Raw genomic sequence first — 25,884 nt, forward strand, 5'->3', positions numbered from 1 at the left:
CCGGGCGGCGAGTGGCCTGTAACTCCCCTCCCGACGAACTACGCTCGGGCCCCATGAGCGACCAGCACAGCTTCGAGACCCTTGCGATCCACGCCGGCAACACGGCGGATCCCCTCACCGGCGCCGTGGTCCCGCCGATCTACCAGGTGTCCACGTACAAGCAGGACGGCGTCGGCGGGCTGCGCGGCGGCTACGAGTACAGCCGCAGCGCCAACCCCACCCGCACCGCGCTGGAGGAGAACCTGGCGGCGCTGGAAGGCGGCCGCCGAGGGCTCGCCTTCGCCTCGGGCCTCGCCGCCGAGGACTGCCTCCTGCGTACGCTGCTGACACCCGGCGACCACGTGGTCATCCCGAACGACGCCTACGGCGGCACCTTCCGGCTGTTCGCGAAGGTCGCGTCGCGCTGGGGCGTGGAGTTCTCGGTCGCCGACACCTCCGACGTGAGCGCGGTGCGCGCGGCACTCACCCCGCGCACCAAGGCGATCTGGGTGGAGACGCCGTCGAACCCGCTGCTCGGCATCACCGACATCGCCGCCGTCGCCGGGGTGGCCCGGCAGGCGGGCGCGCGACTGGTCGTCGACAACACCTTCGCCAGTCCCTACCTGCAGCAGCCGCTCTCGCTCGGCGCCGACGTCGTGGTGCACTCCACCACGAAGTACATGGGCGGCCACTCGGACGTCGTCGGCGGCGCGCTCGTCGTCAGCGACCCGGAGCTGGCCGAGGAACTGGCGTACCACCAGAACGCGATGGGCGCGGTCGCCGGGCCGTTCGACGCGTGGCTGGTGCTGCGCGGCATCAAGACCCTCGCGGTCCGGATGGACCGGCACGACGAGAACGCCACGAAGGTCGCCGACCTGCTGACCCGGCACCCCAAGGTCACCCAGGTCCTGTACCCGGGTCTGCCCGAGCACCCGGGGCACGAGATCGCCGCCAAGCAGATGAAGGCGTTCGGCGGGATGGTGTCCTTCCGAGTCACGGGCGGTGAGGAGGCCGCGGTCGAGGTCTGCAACCGGGCGAAGCTCTTCACGCTCGGGGAGTCGCTCGGCGGTGTGGAGTCGCTCCTGGAGCACCCCGGCCGCATGACCCACGCCTCCGCCGCCGGCTCCCCGCTGGAGGTGCCGGCCGACCTCGTCCGGCTGTCCGTCGGCATCGAGAACGCCGACGACCTGCTGGCCGACCTGACGCAGGCCCTCGGCTGACAGCCGCGCCCTCCGGCGGCCGGGCGGGATCCCGGCCGGCCGCCGGAGGGCGCGTAACGCGTCAGACTGCGACCTTCTCGTCCTCGAGCGAGGCCCGGATCTGCTCGCGCAGTTCCGGGCTGTCCGTGTGCTCGTGGACCGAGACCGCGTGTTCGGCTGCGGCCCGGACGACTTCGTCCTCTTCACCGGAAATGGTGAGCGTGCAGTTCGAGACGCTCGGGTACCTACGGCAGTCTGCGATCTTCCGTGTCATGACGGGCCTCCTCGACTCGCGAGTGCAGGCCCTTCCAGCGTAGATCCGGACGGCCGGACGGACAGCCCGGGAAGGCCCGTCAGTTCTCCGTCACCGGCTGGTGCGCCGCCTGCCGGGCCGCCAGCGAACCGTTGAACCGGGTCAGCAGGGCGCAGAACGTGTCGCGCTCCTCCTGGCTCCAGCCGTCGGTCACCTGGGACATCAGCTCACGCCGCGAGGCGCGGACCTCCTCCAGGCGTGCCTGGCCGCGCGGCGACAGCTGCAGCACGACCGCGCGTCCGTCCTCCGGGTGCGAGGTGCGCTTGACCAGACCGGTGTCGACGAGCGGCGCGACCTGCCGGGTCACGGTCGAGGAGTCGATCCCCATGCCCGCGGCCAGCGCCTTGACGCCCATGGGCCCTTCCACGTCGAGCCGGTTGAGCAGCAGATAGGCCGCCCGGTCCATCGAGTTGCGGACCTGGCCGACGCCGCCGAGGCGGGTCTGCTCGGCACGGCGGGCGAAGACGGCCACCTGGTGCTGGAGAGCGTCGAGCAGGTGGTCGCTTCCCGGGTGTCCGGGGGTCGCGCCCCCGGAAGGAGACGCAGCAGTCGTCATGTCCTGAGGGAGCATGGCCGGAGGCTCTCTTCGTGCGGTGTCGGATGGGTGGGGGACAGAGTACGCGGCCACGGGGCAACGTGTACCAGCGCTGCACAAACCTGTGGACACCACCTCAGGCCGCCATGAGATGCGACGGCCGCGACCGCTCCGAGCTGCAAGACTTGCTGTCATGACCTTCCGTACGTCAGGCCCCTTTCCTCCGCTGATCCTCGACGACGTCCGAGGAGCGCAGAAGATGCTGTCCGGGGTGGCCAGAACGACCGGGATGGAGGGCAGCCGCCATCTCAGCTCCCTCGTCGGTGCGCCGGTCCACCTCAAGTGCGAGAACCTCCAGCGCACCGGCTCGTTCAAACTGCGCGGGGCGTACGTGCGGATCGCCGGACTCAGCCCCGTCGAACGGGCGGCCGGAGTGGTGGCCGCGAGTGCCGGAAACCATGCGCAGGGTGTAGCACTCGCGTCTTCGTTGCTCGGCGTACGCTCCACGGTCTTCATGCCGGTCGGCGCCCCCCTGCCGAAGGTGGCGGCGACCCGGGACTACGGGGCGGAGGTCCGGCTGCAGGGGCACGTCGTCGACGAGACGCTCGCCGCCGCCCAGGAGTACGCCGAGGAGACCGGTGCCGTCTTCATCCACCCCTTCGACCACCCCGACATCATGGCGGGCCAGGGCACCGTCGGCCTGGAGATCCTCGAGCAGTGCCCGGAGGTCCGCACGATCGTCGTCGGCATCGGCGGCGGCGGTCTCGCCGCCGGGATCGCGGTCGCGGTGAAGGCGCTGCGTCCCGACGTCAGGATCGTCGGCGTCCAGGCGGCGGGCGCGGCCGCCTTCCCGCCCTCGCTGTCCGCCGGGCATCCCGTGGCGCTCGACTCGGTGGGGACCATGGCCGACGGGATCAAGGTGGGACGCCCCGGCGACCTCACGTTCCCGCTGGTCCAGGAGCTGGTGGACGAGGTCCGCACGGTCTCCGAGGACGAGCTCTCCAGCGCGCTGCTGCTGTGTCTGGAGCGGGCGAAGATGGTCGTGGAGCCGGCCGGGGCGAGCCCGGTCGCGGCGCTGCTCAGCGACCCGAAGGCGTTCCGGGGGCCTGTCGTCGCCGTGCTGTCGGGCGGCAACGTGGACCCCCTGCTGATGCAGCGCGTCCTGACGCACGGCATGGTCGCGGCGGGCCGCTACCTGGGCCTGCGGCTGCGGCTCACCGACCGGCCCGGAGCACTGGCCGCGATGCTCGCCACGCTCTCCGTCGCCGACGCCAACGTGCTCGACATCAGCCACGTACGGACCGACCCCCGGCTCGGGCTCACCGAGGCGGAGGTGGAGCTCCATCTGGAGACCAAGGGGCCGGAACACTGCGAGGAGGTCGCCTCCGCCCTGCGGGCGGCGGGCTACCTGGTGCGGTCCTGAACGACCGGGATCCCCCGCGAAACCTGTTGTGAGTCGCGATGTATCGCGTTACCGTGCATCGCCGAACACTCCGGTGTTCCCCGCTCCGGGGGGCCGGGAACTCTACGATCCGCTGAGGAACGCACGCGAGAGCAACTGGGGGAATCCCGTATGCCAGGCGCCATCTACGCCGAAGGCCTGGTGAAGACCTTCGGCGATGTACGAGCACTGGGCGGCGTCGATCTCGACGTACCCGAAGGCACCGTCCTCGGCCTGCTGGGGCCCAACGGCGCCGGCAAGACGACAGCGGTACGTGTCCTGACCACCCTGCTGCGACCGGACAGCGGGCGCGCCGTCGTGGCGGGCGTCGACGTCCTGAAGAATCCCGACGAGGTGCGCCGCTCGATCGGCCTCTCCGGCCAGTTCGCGGCCGTCGACGAATACCTCACGGGCCGCGAGAACCTCCAGATGGTCGGGCAGCTCTACCAGATGAGCTCGCGTGACGCGAAGAAGCGGGCGGGGGAGCTCCTGGAGAAGTTCAACCTCGCGGACGCGGCCGACCGCACCGCGAAGACGTACTCCGGGGGCATGCGCCGCCGCCTCGACCTGGCGGCGGCGCTCGTCGTCTCCCCGCCGGTGATGTTCATGGACGAGCCCACCACGGGGCTCGACCCGCGCAACCGGCAGCAGCTGTGGGAGGTCATCGAGGAGCTCGTCGCGGGCGGTACGACACTGCTGCTGACCACGCAGTACCTGGAGGAGGCCGACCACCTCGCCCACGACATCTGCGTCATCGACCACGGCAAGGTCATCGCCCGCGGCACCTCCGACCAGCTCAAGGCCCGGACGGGCGGGGAGCGCGTCGAGGTCGTCGTCCACCAGCCCGACCAGATCGATCCCGCCCGCTCGGTGCTCGCCACGTACGGCAAGGGGGAGATCTCCGTCGCCGAACACACCCGCAAGCTGACCGTCCCGGTCACCGGCGGGGCGAAGCTGCTGGCCGAGGTGATCCGCGATCTCGACACCCGGGGCGTGGAGATCGACGACATCGGTCTGCGCCGCCCCACCCTCGACGACGTCTTCATCTCGCTCACGGGCCACGCCGCCGAGCTGGAGAAGAACGGCGGGAACGCATCGACAGAGGCCGCACAGGGCCGGAAGGAGGGCGTGCGGTGAGCGCCGTCACGGACGCGCGGGACCTCGCCCCGCTCAAATCGCGCGGGGCGATCAGCCGGTCGGTGGCCGACTCCCTGGTCGTCGCCCGGAGAAATCTCATCCGTATGAGCCGGATTCCTGAGATGGTCCTGTTCGGGCTCATCCAGCCGGTCATGTTCGTCGTGCTCTTCAGCTACGTCTTCGGCGGGTCACTCGTGGTCGGCGGCTCGACGAGCGCCGCCGGGTACCGGGAGTTCCTGATGGCCGGGATCTTCGCCCAGACCGTCACCTTCGCCACCGCCGGCGCGGGTGCGGGCATCGCCGACGACATGCACAAGGGGCTGATCGACCGTTTCCGGTCGCTGCCCATGGCGCGCGGCGCCGTACTCACCGGCCGGACGCTGGCCGACCTCGTCCAGACCACCCTGACCGTCATCGTGCTCACGATCGTGGCCCTGCTCGTCGGCTGGCGCATCCACGAGGGCATCCCGAAGGCCCTGGCGGCCTTCATCCTGCTGCTCCTGCTCGGCTATGCCTTCTCCTGGATCGGCGCACTGATCGGCCTGTCCGTACGCACCCCGGAAGCGGCCACCTCGGGCGGTCTCATCTGGCTGTTCCCGGTCACGTTCATCTCGAACGCCTTCGTGCCCACCGAGAACATGGCGGGCTGGCTCCAGCCGATCGCCGAGTGGAACCCGTTCAGCGCGACCGTCCAGGCCTGCCGCGAGCTGTTCGGGAACCCCGGTGTCTCGCCGTCCGACGCCTGGCCCATGCAGCATCCGGTCTGGGCCTCGATCCTCTGGTCCGTAGTGATCATCGCGGTGTTCCGGACACTCGCCGTCCGGAAGTACCGCCAGGCGGCCACCGGATAGCCGCGCCTCGCCGCTCGTGCCGGGTGGGGACGTCGCAGCCGGCACCCGTCGGCCCGGGCGGTCCGTCCGCGGGTACCGGTCCGGCCGAACCCCGGCCCCGCACGACGAGGGAGCCCCGGCCGCACACGCGGCCGGGGCTCCCTGGTGCTGAGGGGATCAGCCCTGGTACGGCTTCGCCGAGACGATCTTCACCGTGGCCTTCTTGCCGTTCGGCAGCTCGTACTCCGCGTCGTCCCCCACGCGCTTGCCGTTCACGCCCGTGCCGAGCGGCGACTGGGGGGAGTACGTCTCGATGTCGGTGCTCGCGTACTCGCGGGAGGCGAGCAGGAAGGTGACCGTGTCGTCCGGGTCGCCGTCGAATGCGATGGTCACGACCATGCCGGGCTCGACCACGCCGTCGTCGGCGGGGGCCTCGCCGACCTTCGCGTGCTCCAGGAGCTGGGTCAGCTGACGGACCCGGAGCTCCATCTTGCCCTGCTCCTCCTTGGCGGCGTGGTACCCGCCGTTCTCGCGGAGGTCACCCTCCTCGCGGGCCGCCGCGATCTTGACGGAGATCTCCGTGCGCGCGGGACCAGACAGGTACTCCAGCTCTGCCTTCAGCTGGTTGTACGCCTCCGGCGTGAGCCAGGTGACGTTATCGCTGGTCTGGGTCACAGGGTGCTCCTCGTCGGTGCTGGGAATACAAAGCAACGCCCTACCCCAAGCATGCGCTGCCACGGGTGGGCGAAACAACGAGCCTAACAATTCCGCGCGAAAAGGGGGAGAAGGTAAATCGTCACACGTACATCCGCGCAGGTCGGCGCGGGAGCGCGGGCATCAGGGGCGGCGCGCGCCCCGCACGGTCAGCCGCCCGCGGCGCACCCCTTCAGCTCCACCGCCGTCGCCCTGGCGGTGGTGCGCAGGGAGACGATCTCGTCGATCCGCTCGGAGCGCTCGTCGAAGCGGAAGTCGGCCCGGCCGACCTCGCCGCCGTCCTCGCTCAGGGCGCGGAGGGTGCAGTGCCCGTCGGCGTCCAGTTCCTTGCGCACCTCGAGGTGGGCCTCCGCGCGGCCGTCCGAGACGATCCGCGACTTGATGACCTCGGCGCTGATGTCCTGGCCGGCCACGTAGTCGTAACCGAACCAGCCGATCATGGCGAGGAAGGCGGCGCCCAGCACCGAACCGATGATCTTCAGCCTGCGGTCCGCGCGTTGATCCTGCGACCGGCCGTAACGCCCCTCGGGCAAGGCCTCGCGAACCGCTGCCATGATCGTTCCTCCCGTGACGGAGATCGAGGAATTTTCCACCCCCCGGTTCAGTCACTATAGAAGCCGACCACTGCGACCAATCACTGAGGACCGAGTCTTGACCGAGCAGCTGCGACTGATGGCCGTTCACGCCCACCCCGACGACGAGTCGAGCAAGGGCGCGGCCACCATGGCCAAGTACGTGTCCGAGGGGGTGGACGTCCTGGTCGTCACCTGCACAGGGGGCGAGCGGGGTTCCATCCTGAACCCGAAGCTCCAGGGGGACGCGTACATCGAGGCGAACATCCACGAGGTGCGCAAGAAGGAGATGGACGAGGCCAGGGAGATCCTGGGCGTCGAGCAGGAGTGGCTCGGCTTCGTCGACTCGGGTCTGCCCGAGGGCGACCCGCTGCCTCCGCTGCCCGAGGGCTGCTTCGCCCTGGAGGACGACGAGACGGCGGCGGGGCGCCTCGTCGCGAAGATCCGTGCGTTCAGGCCGCAGGTGATCACCACCTACGACGAGAACGGCGGGTACCCGCACCCCGACCACATCAAGACCCACACGATCTCCATGATCGCGTTCGAGGGTGCCGCGGACACCGAGAGGTTCCCCGAGGCGGAGTTCGGCCCGGCCTTCCAGCCGCAGAAGCTCTACTACAACCAGGGCTTCAACAAGCCGCGCACGGTCGCCCTGCACGAGGCTCTCCTCGCCCGCGGGCTGGAGTCCCCGTACGGCGAGTGGCTGGAGCGCTGGAAGGAGTTCGAGCGCGCCGAACGCACGCTGACCACACACATCCCGTGCGACGACTTCTTCGAGATCCGCGACAAGGCGCTGATCGCGCACGCGACGCAGATCGATCCGGACGGCGGCTGGTTCCGGGTGCCGATGGACGTCCAGCGGGAGGTCTGGCCGACCGAGGAGTACGAGCTCGCCAAGTCTCTGGTCGCTACCTCCCTCCCCGAGAGCGACCTCTTCGCGGGCATCCGCGACAATGCCTGATATGTACGCGACCCAGGCACTGACGCAGCTCGTTCCGCTCGCCGCCGACGAGCTCGACAAGAACAAGGTGACCCCCGGCGTTCTCGGCTTCCTCGTCTTCGCGGCGCTCGCCGTCGGGGTGTGGTTCCTGATGAAGTCGATGAACCGCCACATGGGCCGGGTGAACTTCGAGGAGGCCCCCGACCCCGCCGCGGAGCCCGCCGGCACCGAGGGGGAGAAGAAGGCCGCCGCCTCGGGCCCGGCGAAGGCGAACTCCTCGGGCAAGGGCTGACGCGGCGGGGCCGGGCGACCGGCCCCGTCACGGACCCGTCAGGGCCGCACGCCGACCGGCACCCCCATCACCTCGCGGGCATGCCGGGACGGTGTCAGCCCGAGGCGCCAGGCCTGCCAGCCCTCGTCCAGGTCCACCCCGCGGTTGAGGGCGACCCGGAAGGCCTCACCGCAGTCCTCCAGCTTCGCGTCCCGCAGCGGGTGGGTGGCCTCCAGCAGGTCCGCGAGTTCCTGCTGGGCCACCGCCGTGCCCACCTCGCTGCCTCCCGGTGAGGCGTACGGCAGCAAGGTGCACCGCAGGAACGCCGCCCAGTCGCCGCCCCGGACGTCGCCGTACGAGGCGAACAGGGCGACGGCCTCGTCGCACAGCCCCAGCGCCTGCGCCGCGCGGTTGTTCCCTCCGTCGATCAGGGCCAGCTCCAGACAGGTCCAGGCCTCGCCGTGGGCGACCCCGATCCGCCGGAAGTCCGCCCGGGCGTCCACCAGGAGCTGCCGGGCGAAACCGGAGTTCCGCAGGTTGCCCGTCTGCGCGGCCCGCTGGTCGCGGGTGACGCGCCCCGAGTGGTGGCGGGCGCACGCCAGCCCGTACACGTCCCGCATCCGGGAGAACATCGTGCGGGCCCGCTCCAGCTCCCGTACCGCCTGGTCGGTGTCGCCGTCCTCCTCCAGCGCCTGCCCCAGGTAGTACCGCGTCCACGCCTCGCCCCGCGCGTCCTCGTTGGCCCGGTGCCGGGCGAGGGCCCCGCGCAGCTCCTCCACCGCCGGAGCGGGATCGCCGTCCAGCAGCCGGGCGCGGGCCAGCTGGGTCAGGGCCCAGGCCTCCCCGCGCTCGTCCCTGGTGCGCCCGTACAGGTCCAGCGCGGTGGAGAGCTCCTCCTCGGCCCTCGCGACCTCGCCCATCCGCAGGCAGACCTGGCCGAGCTGGAAGTGGGTCCAGGCCTCGCCGTGCAGCGACTCGCCCTCGCGGTGCAGGGCCAGCGCGGTGTCCAGCAGGGTCAGGGCCTCGGCCAGACCGGCCCGGTCGCGCTCGACTGCGGCCAGGGCGTGCAGGGACCAGGCGCGGTCCTCGGCCTGTTCCGGCGAGGCCTGCAGTGCCAGTGCCTCACGCAGCCGCGCCGAGGCCTCGGTCAGATTGCCCTGGTGGTGCAGCGTGATGCCCAGCGAACAGAGCGCGAGGGCGGCCCCCGCGTCGTTGTGCGCCTCGCGGTAGAGGCCGACGACGGAGGACAGCGTGGTACGGGCCTTGTCGAGCTCCCCGAGCTGCCTGGCCGCGATACCCGTGCGCCACTGGACCGACCGCTCCAGGAGTCCCTGGTCCACGGCCTGCGTCAGCTCGCTGATCTCGCCGAGCCGGTAGAGGTCGCCGCGCAGCAGGCAGTAGTCGCAAAGGGCGCCCAACAGATGGAGCACCGCCCGCTGGTCGACTCCCTCCGCGTGCCGCAGCGCCGAGGTGATGAAGCTCGACTCGTCGTCCAGCCAGCGCAGGGCGGCGTCCAGAGAGCTGAAGCCGTGCGAACCGAACTGCCCGGCGCGGGTGGACATCTTGCCGTCCACCATGCGGATCACCGCGTCGGCCAGCTCGGCGTAGTTCTGGATCAGGCGCTCCTGGGCGGCCGTACGGTCGGCAGCCGGTTCCTCGTCGAGCAGTCTCGCCAGGGCGAAGTCCCGTACGAGGTCGTGCAGCCGGTAACGCGCCCCCCGGACATGCACGAGGAGCCCGGCCCCGGCCAGGGACTCCAGCAGGCGGCCGGCCTCCTGTTCGTCGGAGGACAGCAGCGACGCCGCCGCGGCGGCCCCGAGGCTGGCGCGTCCGGCCAGGGCGAGCCGCCGCAGCAGCCGGCGGGCGGACTCGGACTGGTCGGTGTAGCGCAGCCACAGGGCCCGCTCGACGGGCGCGACCGGACCGTACGCCCCGAGCGCCGCCGCGAGCTCGGCCCGGGTGCGCGCACCGAGTGCCGACCCCGCGACGCGCAGGGCGAGCGGCAGCCCGCCGCACAGCTCGACGACGGTGTCGGTCGACGGGTAGTCGTACGGGCCGCTCTCCTCGTCGTGGGCCGACTCGCGCAGCAGTTCCTCGGCGCCCGCCGCGTCCAGAGCGCCGACGGGCAGGTGGTACACCCGGGCCGGGATGTCGTCGGGCAGTTCGAGGGGGGCGCGGGCGGTGACGAGAACGAGGCTGTCGGAGCGCTCGGGAACGAGCGTGCGCACCTGGGCGGCGTCGGTGGCGTCGTCCAGGACGATCGTGACGGGTGTGCCCGTCAGATGCTGATGGTAGAGATCGCCCAGGCGCCGTACGTGCTGTTCGGCGGAGGACGTCTCACGGAAGAGGAGCTGTTCGCGCGGCGCCCCCAGCCGGTTGAGCAGGTGCAGGAGCGCGTCCCGGGTCGGCAGCGGCGTCTCGTCGGCGACATCGCCCCGCAGGTCGACCACGCACGCCCCTCGGAACTGGTCCTTGAGCGCGTGCGCCGCCCGTACGGCGAGTGTGGTGCGGCCGGACCCCGGAGCGCCGTGCAGGACGACGACGGTCGGCCTGGTCTCGGTCGCGGCGCGGGCCGCGTGCACCCACTGTGTGATCTGTGCCAGTTCGCTGCGGCGTCCCGCGAACGGGCCTTCCGAAGACGGAAGATGACCGAAGGACTGTTCGAGGAGTGAGCGGGTGCGGGCGGCGGCACTGCGGTCACCGCCGCGCAACTGCGCCACCACGGAGGCGCCTGCCTTCTTCGGCGGGCGGGCGGAGGCGGTCAGCATGCGCTGCTGGTCGAGGTACGGGCGGATGCCCCGTACCTCCAGGGCCGTCAGCCATTCCAGCCGCAGCTGTTCGGGCCCGCCGGGCTGGTTCCGCTCGCCCGCCCTGCGATGGGCGGCGGGCCAGTGCGAGGCGGTCACCCGTGCCATCGTCGCGGTCGTCCCCGCGAGGGCGACCGCCGCGCCCGCGCCCAGGGCGAGACCGGTCGCGGTGCCGAGGGCGAGGTCCGCGCCGATCGCAGCCGCGGCGGCAACGCCCGTCACCAGCATCGGTGTTCCCAGCGTCGCCCTGCTGAACCGCGCCGACAACGGCTGCTGGCCGGCCCCCGCGGCGTCCAGCGCCCCGGTGTAGGCGGCGTACTCGTCGGCCGCGCCCGCCGCCATGCTGTCGAGCGCGCCCCGCGCACGCGCCAGCAGTGCGCCGGAGTCCGTCCGGCCTCCTGTCCGCCGTGCCTCTTCCTCCACGGCACGTACCAACAGCCTTTCGGCTTCCGCCCGATGGCTGTCCCGCATGCGTCCCCCTAGGTTCCGGCTGCTCCGACCCGTCCGGCTGTCACGGGCATCCAGTGTCCTGCGTACGGCCCGTCAGCGCGAGAGAGGGAGGAAACGGTCTTCCAGCGCTGTCGGATGGCTCCCAGGCCGACAGCGACGGGGAAGGGGAGCGGACGCGGCAGCCTTGATCACACCGGTGAACATCTCGCCGTCCCTGTAGGACTTGGCGGCCTGACCGAGCACGTAGGCGTGGGTGATGCGATCCCGGAACACCGCGCCACGGACCAGGAGCCGTACCGTTCCGCGCTGATCCGCGTATGCGCTCACGCGGGCGCCACCATCTCGGCGGTCACGGCGGACCTCCTTCGAGATTCGAGGAGCCTCGGCAGTCGCACTGCTGCTGAGGTGAACCTGCTGTCCGCCCGCGCCGGACCGCCCGGCCTCCTGAAGCGTTCACCGCCCCGCCTGCCCCTTCGCACCCCGCCCCGTGGCGCACGGGTGTCGTGGGGGAGGGTGCGCGAGGATGGGGCGTATGGCCAACCGACTTGCGCAGACCACCTCCCCGTACCTCCTCCAGCACGCCGACAATCCCGTCGACTGGTGGCCCTGGTCGCCCGAGGCCTTCGAGGAGGCCCGGCGGCGCGGTGTCCCGGTGCTGCTCAGCGTCGGCTACGCCAGCTGCCACTGGTGCCATGTGATGGCCCACGAGTCGTTCGAGGACGCGGCCACCGCGGACTACCTCAACGCGCACTTCGTGCCGGTGAAGGTCGACCGCGAGGAGCGGCCCGACGTCGACGCGGTCTACATGGAGGCCGTGCAGGCCGCGACCGGTCAGGGCGGCTGGCCGATGACCGTCTTCCTCACCGCCGACGCCGAACCCTTCTACTTCGGCACGTACTTCCCGCCCGAGCCCCGCCATGGCATGCCCTCCTTCCAGCAGGTACTCGAAGGGGTCGTGGCCGCCTGGTCCGACCGGCGCGATGAGGTCGCGGAGGTGGCCGGCCGCATCGTCCGCGACCTGGCGGGCCGCTCCCTGACCGCCGGGGAGGGGAGCCTGCCGGGCGAACCCGAGCTGGCGCAGGCGCTGCTGCGGCTGACCCGGGACTACGACGAGAAGCACGGCGGCTTCGGCGGCGCGCCCAAGTTCCCGCCGTCCATGGTCATCGAGTTCCTGCTGCGCCACCACGCCCGCACGGGCGCCGAGGGCGCCCTGCAGATGGCCGCCGACAGCTGTGCGGCCATGGCGCACGGCGGGATCTACGACCAGCTCGGCGGCGGCTTCGCGCGCTATTCGGTGGACCGGGAGTGGGTGGTCCCGCACTTCGAGAAGATGCTCTACGACAACGCCCTGCTGTGCCGTGTGTACGCCCATCTGTGGCGGGCCACGGGGTCGGACCTGGCCCGCCGGGTGGCCCTGGAGACGGCCGACTTCATGGTGCGCGAGCTGCGGACGGCGGAGGGCGGCTTCGCCTCGGCGCTGGACGCCGACAGCGAGGACGCGCAGGGGCGCCACGTCGAGGGCGCGTTCTACGTGTGGACGCCCGCGCAGCTGCGCGAGGTGCTGGGCGACGAGGACGCCGCCTTCGCCGCCGAGTACTTCGGGGTGACCGAGGAGGGGACCTTCGAGGAGGGATCCTCCGTCCTGCGGCTCGTTCGGGCCGGGGAGACGGAGAACGCCGACGCGGGGAGGGTCACCGATGTGCGGGCCCGGCTGCTCGCGGCCCGTGAGCTGCGGGTGCGTCCCGAGCGCGACGACAAGATCGTCGCCGCGTGGAACGGACTGGCGATCGCCGCGCTCGCCGAGACCGGGGCGTACTTCGGCCGCCCGGATCTGGTCGAGCGGGCCACCGAGGCCGCCGACCTGCTGGTACGGGTGCACATGGGTGACGTCGCCCGGCTCTGCCGCACCTCGAAGGACGGCCGTGCCGGGGACAACTCCGGCGTCCTGGAGGACTACGGTGATGTCGCCGAGGGGTTCCTCGCGCTGGCCTCCGTCACCGGCGAGGGCGCCTGGCTGGAGTTCGCGGGCTTCCTGCTGGACATCGTGCTGGAGCGCTTCACCGGCGAGGGCGGACAGCTGTTCGACACCGCCGACGACGCGGAGCGGCTGATCCGTCGTCCCCAGGACCCCACCGACAGCGCCACCCCGGCCGGCTGGACCGCCGCCGCGGGCGCGCTGCTCTCCTACGCCGCGCACACCGGCTCCGAGGCGCACCGCACGGCGGCCGAGGGCGCCCTCGGGATCGTCGGGGCGCTCGGGCCGAAGGCGCCCCGGTTCATCGGCTGGGGGCTGGCGGTCGCCGAAGCGCTGCTCGACGGTCCGCGCGAGGTCGCGGTGGCCGGTCCGGTAGCCGGGGAGCTGCACCGGACGGCCCTGCTGGGGCTCGCGCCGGGCGCCGTCGTCGCGGCGGGCGAGGGGCCGGACGCCGGCACCGAGTTCCCGCTGCTGGTAGACCGGCCGCTGGTGGGCGGCGAGCCGACCGCGTACGTCTGCCGGCACTTCGTGTGCGACGTGCCGACCACGGACACGGGGGAGCTGGCCGCCAAGCTGGGCGGCTGACGGAGTTCTCCCACGGGTACGGCGAAGGGCCCGGCCGTCGTGGCCGGGCCCTTCGCCGTACGGGCGGGTCACTGCTGGTAGGCGACCAGGGAGATCCCGACGTAGTGCGCGACGAACGCCGCCAGAGTCAGCGAGTGGAAGACCTCGTGGAAGCCGAAGTAGCGCGGTGAGGGGTTCGGACGCTTGAGGCCGTAGATGACGCCTCCGGCGCTGTAGAGCAGCCCGCCGACGACGACGAGGACCAGTACCGTGATGCCGCCGGTGCGCATGAAGTCCGGCAGGAAGAACACCGCGGCCCATCCCATGGCGATGTAGCACGGGGTGTAGAGCCAGCGCGGGGCGCCGACCCAGAACACGCGGAAGGCGATGCCGGCCGTCGCGGCGCCCCAGATCGCCCACAGGAGGGGGCGGCTCGTGGACTCCGGCAGCAGCAGGAGGGCCAGCGGCGTGTAGGTGCCCGCGATGATCAGGAAGATGTTCGCGTGGTCGAGCCGGCGCAGCACCGCTTCGCCACGCGGCCCCCACGTGCCCCGGTGGTAGACCCCGCTCACCCCGAACAGCAGGCAGGCGCTGAGCACGTAGACGGCGCAGGCGATCCGCGCGCGTGAGCTGTCGGCCAGCGCGATCAGGACGATTCCGGCGATGACCACCGCGGGGAACATTCCGGCGTGCAGCCAGCCGCGCATCCGTGGCTTGACCGGGACCGGATCGGTGAGCTCGACGGGTCCGGACCCGGAGGCGGCAGAAGTCATATCGGCATGTTACCTACGCCTCCGTAGGTAACTGGTACGAGTGGTGATGCTCACATGTGCGGCCCCCTGGACATATGGGCGGTTCGGTCGGATGATCAAATGAGTGCGGTCGGCACCGGATGAGCGCCAGGGGAATTCGAAGGGGTCAGCATCCGGGTCGCAGCCCCCACGGGGCCTGACAACACACCCTCTCGACTAGGAGCGATCGTGGCGCGAGACATCGCGGCTCCCCTCACTGTCCCCACTCGGCACCAGGAGCTCGTCTCCTGGGTGGACGAGATCGCCGCCCTCACCCAGCCGGACCGCGTGGTCTGGTGCGACGGTTCCGAGGCCGAGTACGAGCGCCTGTGCGGGGAGCTCGTCGCCAAGGGCACCTTCACCGAGCTCGACCCGGTCAAGCGCCCGAACTCGTACTACGCCGCGTCCGACCCGAGCGACGTCGCCCGCGTCGAGGACCGCACCTTCATCTGCTCCGAGAAGGAGGAGGACGCGGGCCCCACCAACCACTGGAAGGCGCCCGCCGAGATGCGGGAGATCTTCACGGGGGAGAAGGGCGTCTTCCGCGGCTCCATGCGCGGTCGCACGATGTACGTCGTCCCGTTCTGCATGGGTCCCGTCGGTTCGCCGCTCTCCGCCATCGGCGTCGAGATCACCGACTCCGCGTACGTCGCCGTCTCCATGCGGACGATGACGCGCATGGGCCAGGCGGTCCTGGACGAGCTGGGCACGGACGGCTTCTTCGTCAAGGCCGTCCACACCCTCGGCGCACCCCTGGCCGAGGGCGAGGCCGACGTGCCGTGGCCCTGCAACTCCACCAAGTACATCTCGCACTTCCCCGAGGACCGTGAGATCTGGTCCTACGGATCCGGCTACGGCGGCAACGCCCTGCTCGGCAAGAAGTGCTACGCGCTGCGCATCGCCTCGGTCATGGCGCGTGACGAGGGCTGGCTCGCCGAGCACATGCTGATCCTCAAGCTCACTCCGCCGAGCGGCGGGAGCAAGTACGTCGCGGCCGCGTTCCCGAGCGCGTGCGGCAAGACCAACCTCGCCATGCTGGAGCCCACGATCCCCGGCTGGACCGTCGAGACCATCGGCGACGACATCGCCTGGATGCGGTTCGGCGAGGACGGTCAGCTGTACGCGATCAACCCCGAGGCGGGCTTCTTCGGCGTCGCGCCCGGCACCGGCGAGCACACCAACGCCAACGCCATGAAGACCATGTGGGGCAACTCCGTCTTCACCAACGTCGCACTCACCGACGACGGCGACGTGTGGTGGGAGGGCATGACCGAGGAGCTCCCGGCGCACCTCACGGACTGGAAGGGCAACGACTGGACCCCCGAGTCCGGCACGCCCGCCGCGCACCCCAACGCACGCTTCACCGTCCCGGCCGGCCAGTGCCCGATCATCGCGCCGGAGTGGGAGGACCCGAAGGGTGTGCCGATCTCGGCGATCCTCTTCGGTGGCCGCCGCGCCTCCGCGGTCCCGCTGGTCACCGAGTCCTTCACCTGGCAGCACGGTGTCTTCCTGGGGGCCAACGTCGCCTCCGAGAAGACCGCCGCCGCCGAGGGCAAGGTCGGCGAGCTGCGCCGCGACCCGTTCGCCATGCTGCCGTTCTGCGGCTACAACATGGGCGACTACATGAAGCACTGGGTCAAGGTCGGCGCCGACAAGGCGGACCAGTCGAAGCTCCCGAAGATCTACTACGTGAACTGGTTCCGCAAGAACGACGCCGGCAAGTTCGTCTGGCCCGGTTTCGGTGAGAACAGCCGCGTCCTGAAGTGGATCGTCGAGCGGCTGGAGGGCAGGGCCGAGGGTGTCGAGACCCCGATCGGCGTCCTGCCGGCAAAGGGGTCCCTGGACACCGAGGGGCTGGCTCTCTCCGAGCCCGACCTCGACTTCCTGCTCACCGTGGACAAGGAGGTCTGGCGCGAGGAGGCGGCCCTGATCCCCGAGCACCTCAACACCTTCGGCGAACACACGCCGAAGGAGCTGTGGGACGAGTACCGCGCGCTGGTCCAGCGCCTGGGCTGATCCCCTTCCGGTCCCCGCGGCCGGGTCCCGACGGCATCCGCCCTGACCTGTGGGGGTCGAAGGCCCGCCGCGGCACGGCACCCGGAGCCCCCTCATGGTTCCGGGTGCCGATCCTTTCCAGGAGACCGCCTCGGGCGGAACACCGCCCCAATTCGGCGGGAACGTCCATGCATCGCCAACAACTTGCGCACATAACCTTCACATCTGTTGCATGATTCCCACAGGGCGTCCGGGGAAGCCGTCGGACGCCGTCAACTCTTCTGTGGGGGGAAACAGTTGAACCGGTCACGGCAGAGGAATCGCGGTCTCGCGACACTCCTCGCGCTCACGCTCGGGGGCGCGGGTCTCACCGTGCTCGCGGCGCCTGCGGCCCACGCGGCGGACGACGACGTGGCGAAGCTGCCCATCTCGTCGTTCTCGTCCATGGTCGTGGACTCCGCGCACGAACGCGTCTACGTCAGTGACGACGCACGGTCCACGACGGTGAAGACGTCGGTGAACGTCTACAACTTCCAGGGCCAGAAGGTCGACGAGCTGCCCAGCACCTACGGCTCCGTCGGCGGCATGGCTCTCGCACACGACAGTTCGAAGCTGTACGTCTCCGAGATGAACCGGATCTCCGCGTACGACACCGAGACGTTCGCGAAGACCACCCACACCGGGACCAACTGGTCGGGTCAGTGCGGGCGTCAGGTCGCCTACTCGGGTGGCAAGGTGTGGCACACCGACATCGGCTACACCACCCTGTGCGACGAACGGCAGAGCTATCTGTACGGGAGCGCGAACGGCCTCCTCTCCTACACCGGCTGGGAGGGCGCGGGCAGGCTCCAGTTCGCGACCACGCCCCAGGCCCCGGACGTGCTCGCCCTGGGGCAGACGCTGAGCCCGGGCGGGACCGACCCCTACCTGACCGTCTTCGACAGCAGCGGCGACACGCTCGTGCGAGGACCGCAGCGCCGCTTCGCCGACAGCGCGGGCGCGGGCGCGCTCGACCTCAAGGACCTGGCCCTTTCGGGTGACGGCGGCAGGCTCGCCGTCGCCGACGCCGCACACGGCACCCGCCTGCTCCGCACCGCCGATCTGTCCGATGCCCCGGTGCAGTACCAGCCGCTGCCGGAGGGGGCGAAGGCCTCGGCCGTCGCGTTCAGCGCCGAAGGCGGGTACGTCGCCCGAGGCGCCACCGCCACCGGATCCACGGCGGACCTGCTGATCCAGAAGGCGGATCCGGCGGAGGGCACCACCGCGCTGGAGTTCGCCTTCGAGGGCGAACTCGACGGCGCCCGGGTCGCCCCGCGCGGCCTCGGGTGGTCCCAGGACGGCTCCCGGCTCTTCGCGGTGACCACCAACGCCTCGGGTTCCGCCTATTGGCTGCACGTGATCCAGCCGCCCGCCGCCCAGTACGACTCCCGCTTCACGGGAGCGCTGTCAACCACCCCGGGCACGCCGGTCGTCGGTGAACCGCTCGGCATCCGTGGCCGGCTCGAACTGGACGGCCCGGCGCCCGTGGAGCCGGTCAAGGTCTCGGCGGTACGCCGGGACGCCGACGGGGACCGCAAGCTGGCGGCCGTGGAGGTCGACACCGACGGCACGTTCACCGTCCTCGACGTCCCCTCGCGGGTCGGCGACGCCACGTACACCCTGTCCTTCCTCGGGGACGTGACCCATCGCCCGGCCGAGGACGTCACCCTTTCGGTGACCGTGGCCAAGGCGCCGACGGCCATCACGCTCACGGCTCCGGCGGAGACGACGAAGAACCAGAGCGTGGAGATCACCGGCACCCTGACCGGCCAGGGCCGGGCGCTGCCCTCGGGCATCACCCTGTCCGTGGAGCGGGCCGACAAGAAGGGCACCGGCGCCCTCACGTCGGCGGCGGTCGCGGCCGACGGCACCTTCACGATCAGGGACCTGGCGTCCGTCAGGGGCGAGGTCGTCTACACGGTCTCCTACGCCGGGGACGATCTGCACACCGCGTCGACCGCGTCGGCCACCGTGCGGGTCCGGGCCGCCGCGTAGGCCGTCCGCCGGCGGTCGCTGCCGCCGGACGGCAGAGAGGCCCGCGACGCCCTTCGGGGTCCTGCGGTGCGGGTGTGTGGCACCCGGTCCACGCGTCTTCGCGACCCGTGGACCGGGGCCGTCAAGGGGCGCCGACCAGGGCGGTCGGTGCGGACAGCGCCGCGGCGTGCACGTCCATGGACTCGGCCGCCAGAATCGCCACGGCCGTGTCGGCGCGGGACGCGGCCACCACGAGCGCCCGGCCGGCGAGGGCGTGGGCGCGGCGGTGCAGAGCGGCCGGTGAGGCATCGCTCCGCCCGGCGTGCCGGGCGGGGGGAGCACCGCGCAGCCTGGCCACCTGGGCGGCGACGCGGTCGCCTTCGGCGGTGAGCCCCAGCTCGTCGGTGACGGCGAGCAGGGCCGCGAGATGGCCGGCGAGCTGGATGTCCAGCTCGTCCTCGCGGCTCCGGTGCGGGAAATCGGCGTCGTCGGCCGATGTGTGGACCGATTTCGTGCGGATCGGCTCGTACATGGATGGCCTCCTGGTATCGCAGTAAGGCCATCCTACCTTGGATTCAGTCTAAAGTTGTGCCGGGTCCGGAAGGTTTACGTCCCTCAGGGCTGGCTGTAACCGTCCAGGAAGTTCCCGATGCGCGTCACCGCGTCGACGAGATCCTTGGCGGGCGGCAGCGTGACCACCCGGAAGTGATCGGGTTCCGGCCAGTTGAAGCCCGTGCCCTGCACCACCATGATCTTCTCGGCCCGCAACAGGTCGAGGACCATCTGCCGGTCGTCCTTGATCTTGAAGACCTTGGGGTCGAGCCTCGGGAAGAGGTACAGGGCCCCCTTCGGCTTCACGCAGGTCACCCCGGGGATCTGCGTCAGCAGGTCGTACGCCACGTCCCGCTGCTCCAGGATCCGCCCGCCCGGCAGCACGAGCTCGTTGATCGACTGCCGGCCGCCGAGAGCGGTGGCCACCGCGTGCTGCGCCGGCATGTTGGCGCACAGGCGCATGTTGGCCAGGATCGTCAGGCCCTCGATGTACGAGGAAGCGTGTGCCTTCGGGCCGCAGACCGCCATCCAGCCGGAGCGGTACCCCGCGATCCGGTAGTTCTTCGAGAGCCCGTTGAAGGTGAGCACCATCAGATCCGGGGCGATGGCGGCGGTCGGGGTGTGCGTCGCGCCGTCGTAGAGGATCCGGTCGTAGATCTCGTCGGAGCAGACGACCAAGTTGTGGCGCCGCGCGATCTCCGTCAGCCCGCGCAGCATCTCGTCGTCGTAGACCGCGCCGGTCGGATTGTTCGGATTGATGATCACGAGCGCCTTGGTGCGGTCGGTGATCTTCCGCTCGATGTCGGCGAGGTCGGGCATCCAGTCGGCCTGCTCGTCGCACCGGTAGTGCACGGCGGTGCCGCCGGCCAGCGACACCGAAGCCGTCCACAGCGGGTAGTCCGGAGCGGGGACGAGCACCTCGTCGCCGTCGTCGAGCAGCGCCTGCATCGACATCTGGATCAGCTCGGAGACACCGTTGCCCAGGTACACGTCCTCGACGTCGAGGTCGATGCCCTTGGTCTGGTAGTGCTGCATCACCGCACGGCGCGCGGACAGCAGGCCCTTCGCGTCGCCGTAGCCGTGCGCGCCCGAGAGGTTGCGCAGGATGTCCTCGAGAATCTCCGGCGGGCACTCGAAACCGAACGCCGCAGGGTTGCCCGTGTTGAGCTTGAGGATGCGATGACCTGCGGCTTCGAGCCGCATCGCTTCCTCGAGCACGGGGCCGCGGATTTCGTAACAGACGCCGGAGAGCTTCGTGGACTGGATGACCTGCATGTCAGCGAGCTTACGACCGTGTTTCGCGCGGTGCGCCCAGTTCGCGCACCGGTTGCTCCCTCCGGGGGCGTGCGACGGAGCGCCGGGTCTTCCATCGGCATGCCGCCCCGCCCGCGAACCGTGGGAACGGCCGGTCGGGGCGGCGTCGCGGCTTGGAATGCGGGCGTGCGGCGCCGGGCCGGGTGAGATGCGCCACGCGGGGGCGCGTATCCGGCCGGGTGCGCCCCCGGCCGGACCCCCGGTCACGCCCCGTCCCCGCCGGTCGCGTCGGCGGGAGTGCGGCTGCGTCAGTCGGGCAGGACTGTCCCCGGGGGGAGACGTACGCCGAAGTCCTCGGCCAGCACCCGCAGTACCTCCGCCGAGTCGCCCAGCTCCCTCTCCTCGACCGTGCCGTCGTCGGCGGTCTCCACCAGTGTCCGGCCGGACAGGGCCCTGTGCAGGCCAGGCAGGGTGCGCTGGGCGTAGACCGCCTGCTGGAACGGCGAGCGCGGGTTCGTCGCGATGTGCCAGTTGATGACCTCGTAGTCCGGGGCCTCGAACGGCTCCAGGGTGAACTCGTACTGCGGCTCCCAGTAGCCGCCCTTGTCCGCCTGTAGCTCCCACATCTCCAGCGGGCCGTCGTGCGGGGCGTGCACGAGCCGGTGGCGGCGCGGGGTGTCGAGCAGCTCGGCGTCCACCACCAGCGGGATCGGCTCCAGCAGCGCGCCGTGCGAGCCGAAGCCGACATCGGCCAGGTAGGGGGCGGGCTCACCCTCCACGTCCACCCGCATCAGCATGTGCGTACGGGGCCTGATGTCACCGGGCGCGGCGCCCACCACCACCCGCGCGGTCAGCAGCGTCACCCGGAATCCGAGCTGGGTCAGGACGGCGGCCAAGAGGGTGTTGTGCTCGTAGCAGTACCCGCCGCGCTCGCTGCGGACGAGCTTCTTCTCCAGGTCCGGGAGCGCGAGGGAGGGGGCGCTGCCGAGAAGGGGTTCCAGATTCTCGAACGGGATGCCCAGCATGTGGGCGCGGTGCACGGACCGCAGCACCTCCACGGTGGGGCGGCGCTCCCCGGACCAGCCGATGCGGGCGAAGTAGGCGTCGAGGTCGAGTGTCATACCCCGACACTACGCAGACGGCTCAGGGGTTTTCACGTGTCCTGAGCGCACAGAAGAAGGGGGAACACGCCCCACTTGCGTCCTGCGGCGAGCGGGGGCCCCGCGGATGCGGAACTCCTCGTTCTGGTGGCGGGGCGACCCGCTGACCGGAGGTCAGGCCTCCGGTCGTGGTGGTTCGATCCGGGCCGGCCAGACGCTCGGCAAGGTCTCCGACTGTGCGGCCTCCTCGGGGGAGAGGGTGTCCAGCAGTCGGCGTTCGTTGTGTATGTGGGCGCCGAACGCCTGGTCCATCAGGTCCCGTCCCGCCGGGGTGCCGGGGTGAGTGCCACGACCCGGCCCCGGCCGTCGGCCGCCGAGCAGCGGCCCGCGCCGGGGCCGGGGTACCGGGGTGAGGTGGAGCGGCGCGCCGGGGCCGGGGTGCCGGGCTGAGGTGGACCGGCGCGCCGGGGCCGGCCCGATGATCCGGTGGCGGCTTGAATTCGCCCCTTGTCGGCCCTCCCGGGCGTGCGCAAGCATGCGCATGTCAAACCGGAAGAACTCCGGTCACTGGCACATCTGGAGGGGACCCCACATGAACAAGCCTCTCGTCGGCGCGCTTCTTTCCGTCCTGCTCCTCGGGGCGGGCGTCGCACCCGCGGCAGCGTCCACGGCCACGAGTCCGGACGAGGCCGAGGTCCGCGCGAAGGCGGTCACCTTCGCCGGCACCGTCGCGCTCAGCAACTGCTCCGGCTCCGTCGTCCGGGCGCCGTCGTCGCTGCCCGGCGACCCGGCTCTCGTGCTGTCCAACGGCCACTGCCTGGAGACCGGTTTCCCGGCTCCGGGTCAGGTCCTGCTCAACCGGGCCTCGACCCGCAGCTTCACCCTGCTGAACGCGGCGGGCAGCGGGGTCGGCACCCTGCGGGCGTCCAAGATCGCGTACGGGACGATGACGGACACGGACGTCTCGCTCTACCAGCTGACCAGGACCTACGCCCAGATCGAGAGCTCCTACGGCATCAAGGCCCTTGAGCTCGACGCCGCGCGCCCGGCCCAGGGCAAGGCGATCACCGTCGCGTCCGGCTACTGGAAGCGCACCTACAGCTGCGCCGTCGACGGCTTCGCGTACCGGCTGAAGGAGGGTGCCTGGACCTGGAAGGACTCGGTCCGCTACACCTCCGCCTGCCGGACCATCGGAGGCACGTCCGGTTCCCCGGTGATCGACGACGCGACCGGCAAGGTGGTCGCCGTCAACAACACCGGGAACGAGGACGGGCAGCGCTGCACCGACAACAACCCGTGCGAGGTCGACGTGAACGGCACGGTGACCGTGCGCGAGGGCATCAACTACGCCCAGCAGACGTACGGCATCGTGCCGTGCATCGGCACCGGTAACCAGATCGACCTGAACCGGTCCGGCTGCGCGCTGCCCAAACCGTAGGGAGCGGGCCGGGGCGGCCGCGCAGGCCGCCCCGCGTCCCCCTCAGCCCCGCGTGCCGCCCGTGCTCCGCACCGACCGGCCCGCCAGGGTGGACGTCCGCCTGCCGTCCTCGATGACGAAGCGGCCGTCGATCAGGACGTGCGGGATGCCCACCGGGAGGGTGCGCGGCTCGTCGAAGGTCGACCCCGCCGCCACCGTGGCCGGGTCGAAGAGGACCAGGTCCGCGCGGTGACCCTCGCGGACGTACCCGCGGTCCGGCAGGCGCAAACGGGCGGCCGGCCGGGACGTGAGGTGGGCGACGCACTCCTCCAGGGAGAGGATGCCCAGCTCCCGTACGTACCGCCCGAGGTACTGCGGGAACGTGCCGTACGCGCGAGGGTGCGGCTTGTCCCCCTGGAGGATGCCGTCGCTGCCGCCGGTGTGCACCCGGTGGCCCATGATCTGCCGGACGTTCTCCTCGTGGCCGACGTGCTGGAGGATCGTCGTGCCGAGCTTGTCCTCGACCAGTACCCGACGGGCCGTCACCCAGGGCTCCTCGCCGCGCAGCCGCGCCGACTCGGCGACCGTACGGCCCACGTATCCGGACAGTTCGGGTTTGCCGACGCCGGAGATCTCTATCGAGTCCCACTCGATCGGGACACCGTGGCAGCCGTCGGATCCCAGGACCTCCACGTGGTGGCGGATCCGCTGCGCCGTCTCCTCGTCCGCGAGCCGGGTCAGGATCGACTCGGGACCGCCCTCGCTCGACCAGCTCGGCAGCATCGCCACGAGGGTCGTGCACCCGGGTGTGTACGGATAGGTGTCGAGGGAGATGTCCGCGCCCGCCGCGAGGGCCTCGTCCAGGAGGGTCAGGAGCTCGGGGGCCTTGCCCTTGTTCACGCCGAAGTTCATGGTGGCGTGGGCGAGATGGAGGGCACATCCGGCATCGCGGGTGAGCTGCACCATCTCCTCGTACGCCTGGAGCGCTCCGGCGCCGTACGAGCGGTGATGGGGGCAGTAGTAGCCGTCGTGCGCCGCGACCACCCGGCACAGCTCGGTGAGTTCGGCGTCCTTCGCGTACATCCCGGGGGTGTAGGTCAGGCCCGAGGACATACCGACCGCGCCCTCGGCCATGCCCTGTGCGACGAGCTCCTTCATGCGGTCCAGCTCGGCGTCCGTGGCGGGGCGGTCGTCCCAGCCGACGGCGAGCATCCGGACCGTGCCCTGCGGGATGAGGTAGGCGGCGTTGACGGCGATGCCCTGGCCGCCGAAGTTGCGGTCGAGGCGGTCCAGGTAGCCGCCGACGGTGCGCCAGTCGAAGTCGATGTCGCTGCCGTCGCCGTTCCAGCCGGCGATGGAGCGGCGGACCTCGGCGAGGGTGCGGTCGTCGGCGGGGGCGTACGACAGGCCGTCCTGGCCCAGGACTTCCAGGGTGACGCCCTGGGCGGCCTTCGCGCTGTGGTCGGGGTCGCGCAGCAGCGCGAGGTCGCTGTGCGCGTGCATGTCGATGAAGCCCGGCGAGAGCGCGAGGCCGTCGGCGTCCAGGGTGCGGGCGGCGGTCGGGCGTGGGCCGCCGCCCTCCCGGCGGATCTCGGTGATCCGGCCGTCCGTGACGCCCACGTCGGCGCGGTAGGAGGGGGTACCGGTGCCGTCGACGACTCGGGCGTCGCGGATGACCAGGTCCATGGGATGTCGCCTTTCGGGTGGGGGAGGGGCTCCGCCGGGATCAGAAGAAGGTGCGGATGTAGTCACTGACGGTGCCGTCCGCCTCCACCAGCGGGATCAGCTGCCACTTGTCGAACGAGGTGCAGGGATGGGAGAGGCCCATGCCGATCCAGTCGCCCACCTCCAGCTCGGCGCCCGCCTCCGTGCGGACCCAGCCGTGCTGGTCGGACAGCCCGCTGACGGTGATTCCGGTGGAGGGCCGCACCGAGCCGTCGCGGGCGGAGCGGACGACCTGTGCCTCGGGGAGGTCCAGGTCGTAGGCGGCGTCGCGCTTCCCGGCGTTGACGAAGGCCTGCTCGGGGGTGGGACGGGAGACCACCTGTGCCCAGAGACGGAAGGCGGGCTGGAGCGCACCCTCCTCGGGAACACGGTTGAAGGGGGTGAGGTGGCGGTAGTGCCCGTCGTCGTGGCTGACGTACGCGCCGGAGCGCAGCAGCTTGAGGGCGGGCCTGCTCAGTGCGGGGATCCCGGCGAAGACGTCGGCGACCGCGTCGAACCACGCGCTGCCGCCCGCGCTGATCAGGATCTTCTCGCCGTCGGCCAGCGCGTCGAAGCGTCCGGCGGCGTCGAAGTCCGCCGCCAGCGCGACGAGCCGGCGCAGCCACTCCCGCACCCGCTCGGAGGAGGCGTCCGGCACCTCGCCCTCGTAACCGGCGACGCCCACCAGGCGCAGGGTGGAAGCGGCGGCCACCGCGTCGGCGACCGCCGCGCAGTCGGCCTCCGTACGGGCGCCGGTGCGGGCGGTCAGGCCGGCTCCCAGTTCCACCACGACGTCGACGGGGCGCACGGCCCCCGCGGCGCGCAGCGCCTCGTCCATCAGCTCGACCCCGCGCACGGAGTCGACGTAACAGGCGAAGACGAAGTCCGGGTCGGCGTCCAGCTCGCCGGCCAGCCAGCGCAGCGCGACCGCGTCGACGAGCTCGTTGGCCAGGAAGATCCGCCGGATGCCGTGGGCGCGGTACACCCGGGCCTGGTGGGGGACGGCGGCGGTGATGCCCCACGCGCCGTACTCCAGCTGCCGGGCGAAGAGCTGCGGGGACATCGAGGTCTTGCCGTGCGGGGCGAACGCCAGGCCGTGCCGTTCCGCGTACGTCTCCAGCAGTGCCAGGTTGGCCTCGACCGACTCGGCGGACAGGGCCAGCACCGGGGTGGTGAAACCGCCGGTGAAGAGATTGCGGCGCTCGGCCGCCAGGGCGCCGACGGTCAGCCCCTCCGCGTCGGGCGGCAGCGCTTTGAAGCGGTGGTCGACCACTTCACCCGAGAGGGCCGTCACGGACTGTTCGGCGGACTGCTGGGCGGCCAAGGGATCC

23 protein-coding genes are annotated in these 25,884 nt (G+C 71.3%); 10 read left to right on the forward strand and 13 right to left on the reverse strand.

All coding sequences use genetic code 11. The annotated features are described in order from the left end of the window. Positions 1-53 precede the first annotated feature (53 nt). The gene (locus HED23_RS04795) at positions 54-1,199 is read left to right on the forward strand and encodes a cystathionine gamma-synthase (protein WP_103516319.1); all 1,146 of its coding nucleotides are present in this window, start codon (positions 54-56) and stop codon (positions 1,197-1,199) included. A gap of 61 nt (positions 1,200-1,260) precedes the next feature. Here the strand turns inward: HED23_RS04795 and HED23_RS04800 are convergent, their stop codons facing one another. Further along, positions 1,261-1,452, reverse strand: coding sequence for a DUF1059 domain-containing protein (locus HED23_RS04800; RefSeq protein ID WP_203182175.1), 192 nt, complete (start codon positions 1,450-1,452; stop codon positions 1,261-1,263). 79 nt (positions 1,453-1,531) lie between these two features. Next, the gene (locus tag HED23_RS04805; protein ID WP_203182176.1) at positions 1,532-2,062 is read right to left on the reverse strand and encodes a MarR family winged helix-turn-helix transcriptional regulator; all 531 of its coding nucleotides are present in this window, start codon (positions 2,060-2,062) and stop codon (positions 1,532-1,534) included. Positions 2,063-2,219: 157 nt separating this feature from the next. Here HED23_RS04805 and ilvA point away from each other — a divergent pair, with 157 nt between their 5' ends. The 3 genes from ilvA to HED23_RS04820 all read left to right on the forward strand — a co-directional run bounded on the left by ilvA (position 2,220) and on the right by HED23_RS04820 (position 5,455). Then, a complete protein-coding gene (gene ilvA / locus HED23_RS04810; RefSeq protein ID WP_203182177.1) occupies positions 2,220-3,449 on the forward strand; it encodes a threonine ammonia-lyase in 1,230 nt (409 codons plus the stop codon). A 150-nt stretch (positions 3,450-3,599) separates the two neighbouring features. Next, positions 3,600-4,604, forward strand: a complete 1,005-nt coding sequence (locus HED23_RS04815; protein ID WP_203182178.1) for an ATP-binding cassette domain-containing protein — start codon at positions 3,600-3,602, stop codon at positions 4,602-4,604. Further along, on the forward strand, positions 4,601-5,455 hold the full coding sequence (locus HED23_RS04820; RefSeq protein ID WP_203182179.1) for an ABC transporter permease: 855 nt from the start codon (positions 4,601-4,603) through the stop codon (positions 5,453-5,455). Before HED23_RS04815 ends, HED23_RS04820 begins: the two co-directional genes overlap by 4 nt. Before the next feature lie 156 nt (positions 5,456-5,611). Here HED23_RS04820 and greA read toward each other — a convergent pair whose 3' ends face one another. Further along, the gene (greA, locus tag HED23_RS04825) at positions 5,612-6,109 is read right to left on the reverse strand and encodes a transcription elongation factor GreA (protein WP_033297886.1); all 498 of its coding nucleotides are present in this window, start codon (positions 6,107-6,109) and stop codon (positions 5,612-5,614) included. Between the two features lie 188 nt (positions 6,110-6,297). Further along, entirely contained in the window at positions 6,298-6,702 is a 405-nt protein-coding gene (locus HED23_RS04830; RefSeq protein WP_203182180.1) for a DUF4307 domain-containing protein, read from the reverse strand. A gap of 97 nt (positions 6,703-6,799) precedes the next feature. Here HED23_RS04830 and mca point away from each other — a divergent pair, with 97 nt between their 5' ends. Both mca and HED23_RS04840 read left to right on the forward strand, forming a co-directional pair. Next, entirely contained in the window at positions 6,800-7,681 is an 882-nt protein-coding gene (gene mca / locus HED23_RS04835) for a mycothiol conjugate amidase Mca (RefSeq protein ID WP_203182181.1), read from the forward strand. 1 nt (position 7,682) lies between these two features. Beyond that, positions 7,683-7,952, forward strand: a complete 270-nt coding sequence (locus HED23_RS04840; RefSeq protein WP_238441844.1) for a hypothetical protein — start codon at positions 7,683-7,685, stop codon at positions 7,950-7,952. A 38-nt stretch (positions 7,953-7,990) separates the two neighbouring features. On the opposite strand, the gene HED23_RS04845 is transcribed toward HED23_RS04840, so the two are convergent. Together HED23_RS04845 and HED23_RS35825 are read right to left on the reverse strand one after the other, a co-directional pair. Then, complete coding sequence (locus HED23_RS04845; protein ID WP_203182182.1) at positions 7,991-11,209, reverse strand: tetratricopeptide repeat protein; 3,219 nt, start codon at positions 11,207-11,209, stop codon at positions 7,991-7,993. Between the two features lie 72 nt (positions 11,210-11,281). Continuing rightward, entirely contained in the window at positions 11,282-11,515 is a 234-nt protein-coding gene (locus tag HED23_RS35825) for a hypothetical protein (RefSeq protein ID WP_203182183.1), read from the reverse strand. Positions 11,516-11,720: 205 nt separating this feature from the next. Here HED23_RS35825 and HED23_RS04855 point away from each other — a divergent pair, with 205 nt between their 5' ends. Next, a complete protein-coding gene (locus HED23_RS04855; RefSeq protein WP_203182184.1) occupies positions 11,721-13,748 on the forward strand; it encodes a thioredoxin domain-containing protein in 2,028 nt (675 codons plus the stop codon). 68 nt (positions 13,749-13,816) lie between these two features. On the opposite strand, the gene trhA is transcribed toward HED23_RS04855, so the two are convergent. Next, positions 13,817-14,500: a PAQR family membrane homeostasis protein TrhA gene (gene trhA / locus HED23_RS04860; RefSeq protein WP_203182185.1), complete on the reverse strand. Its 684-nt coding sequence runs from the start codon at positions 14,498-14,500 to the stop codon at positions 13,817-13,819. Positions 14,501-14,707: 207 nt separating this feature from the next. On the opposite strand from trhA, the gene HED23_RS04865 reads away from it, so the two are divergent. Beyond that, positions 14,708-16,534, forward strand: coding sequence for a phosphoenolpyruvate carboxykinase (GTP) (locus tag HED23_RS04865; RefSeq protein ID WP_203182186.1), 1,827 nt, complete (start codon positions 14,708-14,710; stop codon positions 16,532-16,534). Positions 16,535-16,810: 276 nt separating this feature from the next. Then, complete coding sequence (locus tag HED23_RS04870) at positions 16,811-18,547, forward strand: Ig-like domain-containing protein (protein ID WP_203182187.1); 1,737 nt, start codon at positions 16,811-16,813, stop codon at positions 18,545-18,547. A 121-nt stretch (positions 18,548-18,668) separates the two neighbouring features. Here the strand turns inward: HED23_RS04870 and HED23_RS04875 are convergent, their stop codons facing one another. From HED23_RS04875 to HED23_RS04890, 4 genes are all read right to left on the reverse strand, one after another. Next, positions 18,669-19,058 (reverse strand): hypothetical protein, encoded by a 390-nt coding sequence (locus HED23_RS04875; RefSeq protein ID WP_203182188.1) that lies wholly within the window; start codon positions 19,056-19,058, stop codon positions 18,669-18,671. Between the two features lie 83 nt (positions 19,059-19,141). Continuing rightward, positions 19,142-20,353: a pyridoxal phosphate-dependent aminotransferase gene (locus HED23_RS04880; protein WP_203182189.1), complete on the reverse strand. Its 1,212-nt coding sequence runs from the start codon at positions 20,351-20,353 to the stop codon at positions 19,142-19,144. Positions 20,354-20,640: 287 nt separating this feature from the next. Then, entirely contained in the window at positions 20,641-21,453 is an 813-nt protein-coding gene (locus HED23_RS04885) for an arylamine N-acetyltransferase family protein (protein ID WP_203182190.1), read from the reverse strand. A 153-nt stretch (positions 21,454-21,606) separates the two neighbouring features. Continuing rightward, complete coding sequence (locus HED23_RS04890) at positions 21,607-21,744, reverse strand: hypothetical protein (RefSeq protein WP_203182191.1); 138 nt, start codon at positions 21,742-21,744, stop codon at positions 21,607-21,609. A gap of 280 nt (positions 21,745-22,024) precedes the next feature. Between HED23_RS04890 and HED23_RS04895 the strand changes: the two genes are divergently transcribed. Continuing rightward, complete coding sequence (locus HED23_RS04895) at positions 22,025-22,870, forward strand: S1 family peptidase (RefSeq protein ID WP_203182192.1); 846 nt, start codon at positions 22,025-22,027, stop codon at positions 22,868-22,870. A gap of 42 nt (positions 22,871-22,912) precedes the next feature. On the opposite strand, the gene HED23_RS04900 is transcribed toward HED23_RS04895, so the two are convergent. After that, complete coding sequence (locus HED23_RS04900) at positions 22,913-24,535, reverse strand: N-acyl-D-amino-acid deacylase family protein (RefSeq protein ID WP_203182193.1); 1,623 nt, start codon at positions 24,533-24,535, stop codon at positions 22,913-22,915. Positions 24,536-24,575: 40 nt separating this feature from the next. Beyond that, a complete protein-coding gene (locus HED23_RS04905; RefSeq protein WP_203182194.1) occupies positions 24,576-25,877 on the reverse strand; it encodes an alanine racemase in 1,302 nt (433 codons plus the stop codon). Positions 25,878-25,884 lie beyond the last annotated feature (7 nt).

The sequence above is a fragment of the Streptomyces pratensis genome (assembly GCF_016804005.1).
GTDB lineage: Bacteria > Actinomycetota > Actinomycetes > Streptomycetales > Streptomycetaceae > Streptomyces > Streptomyces pratensis_A.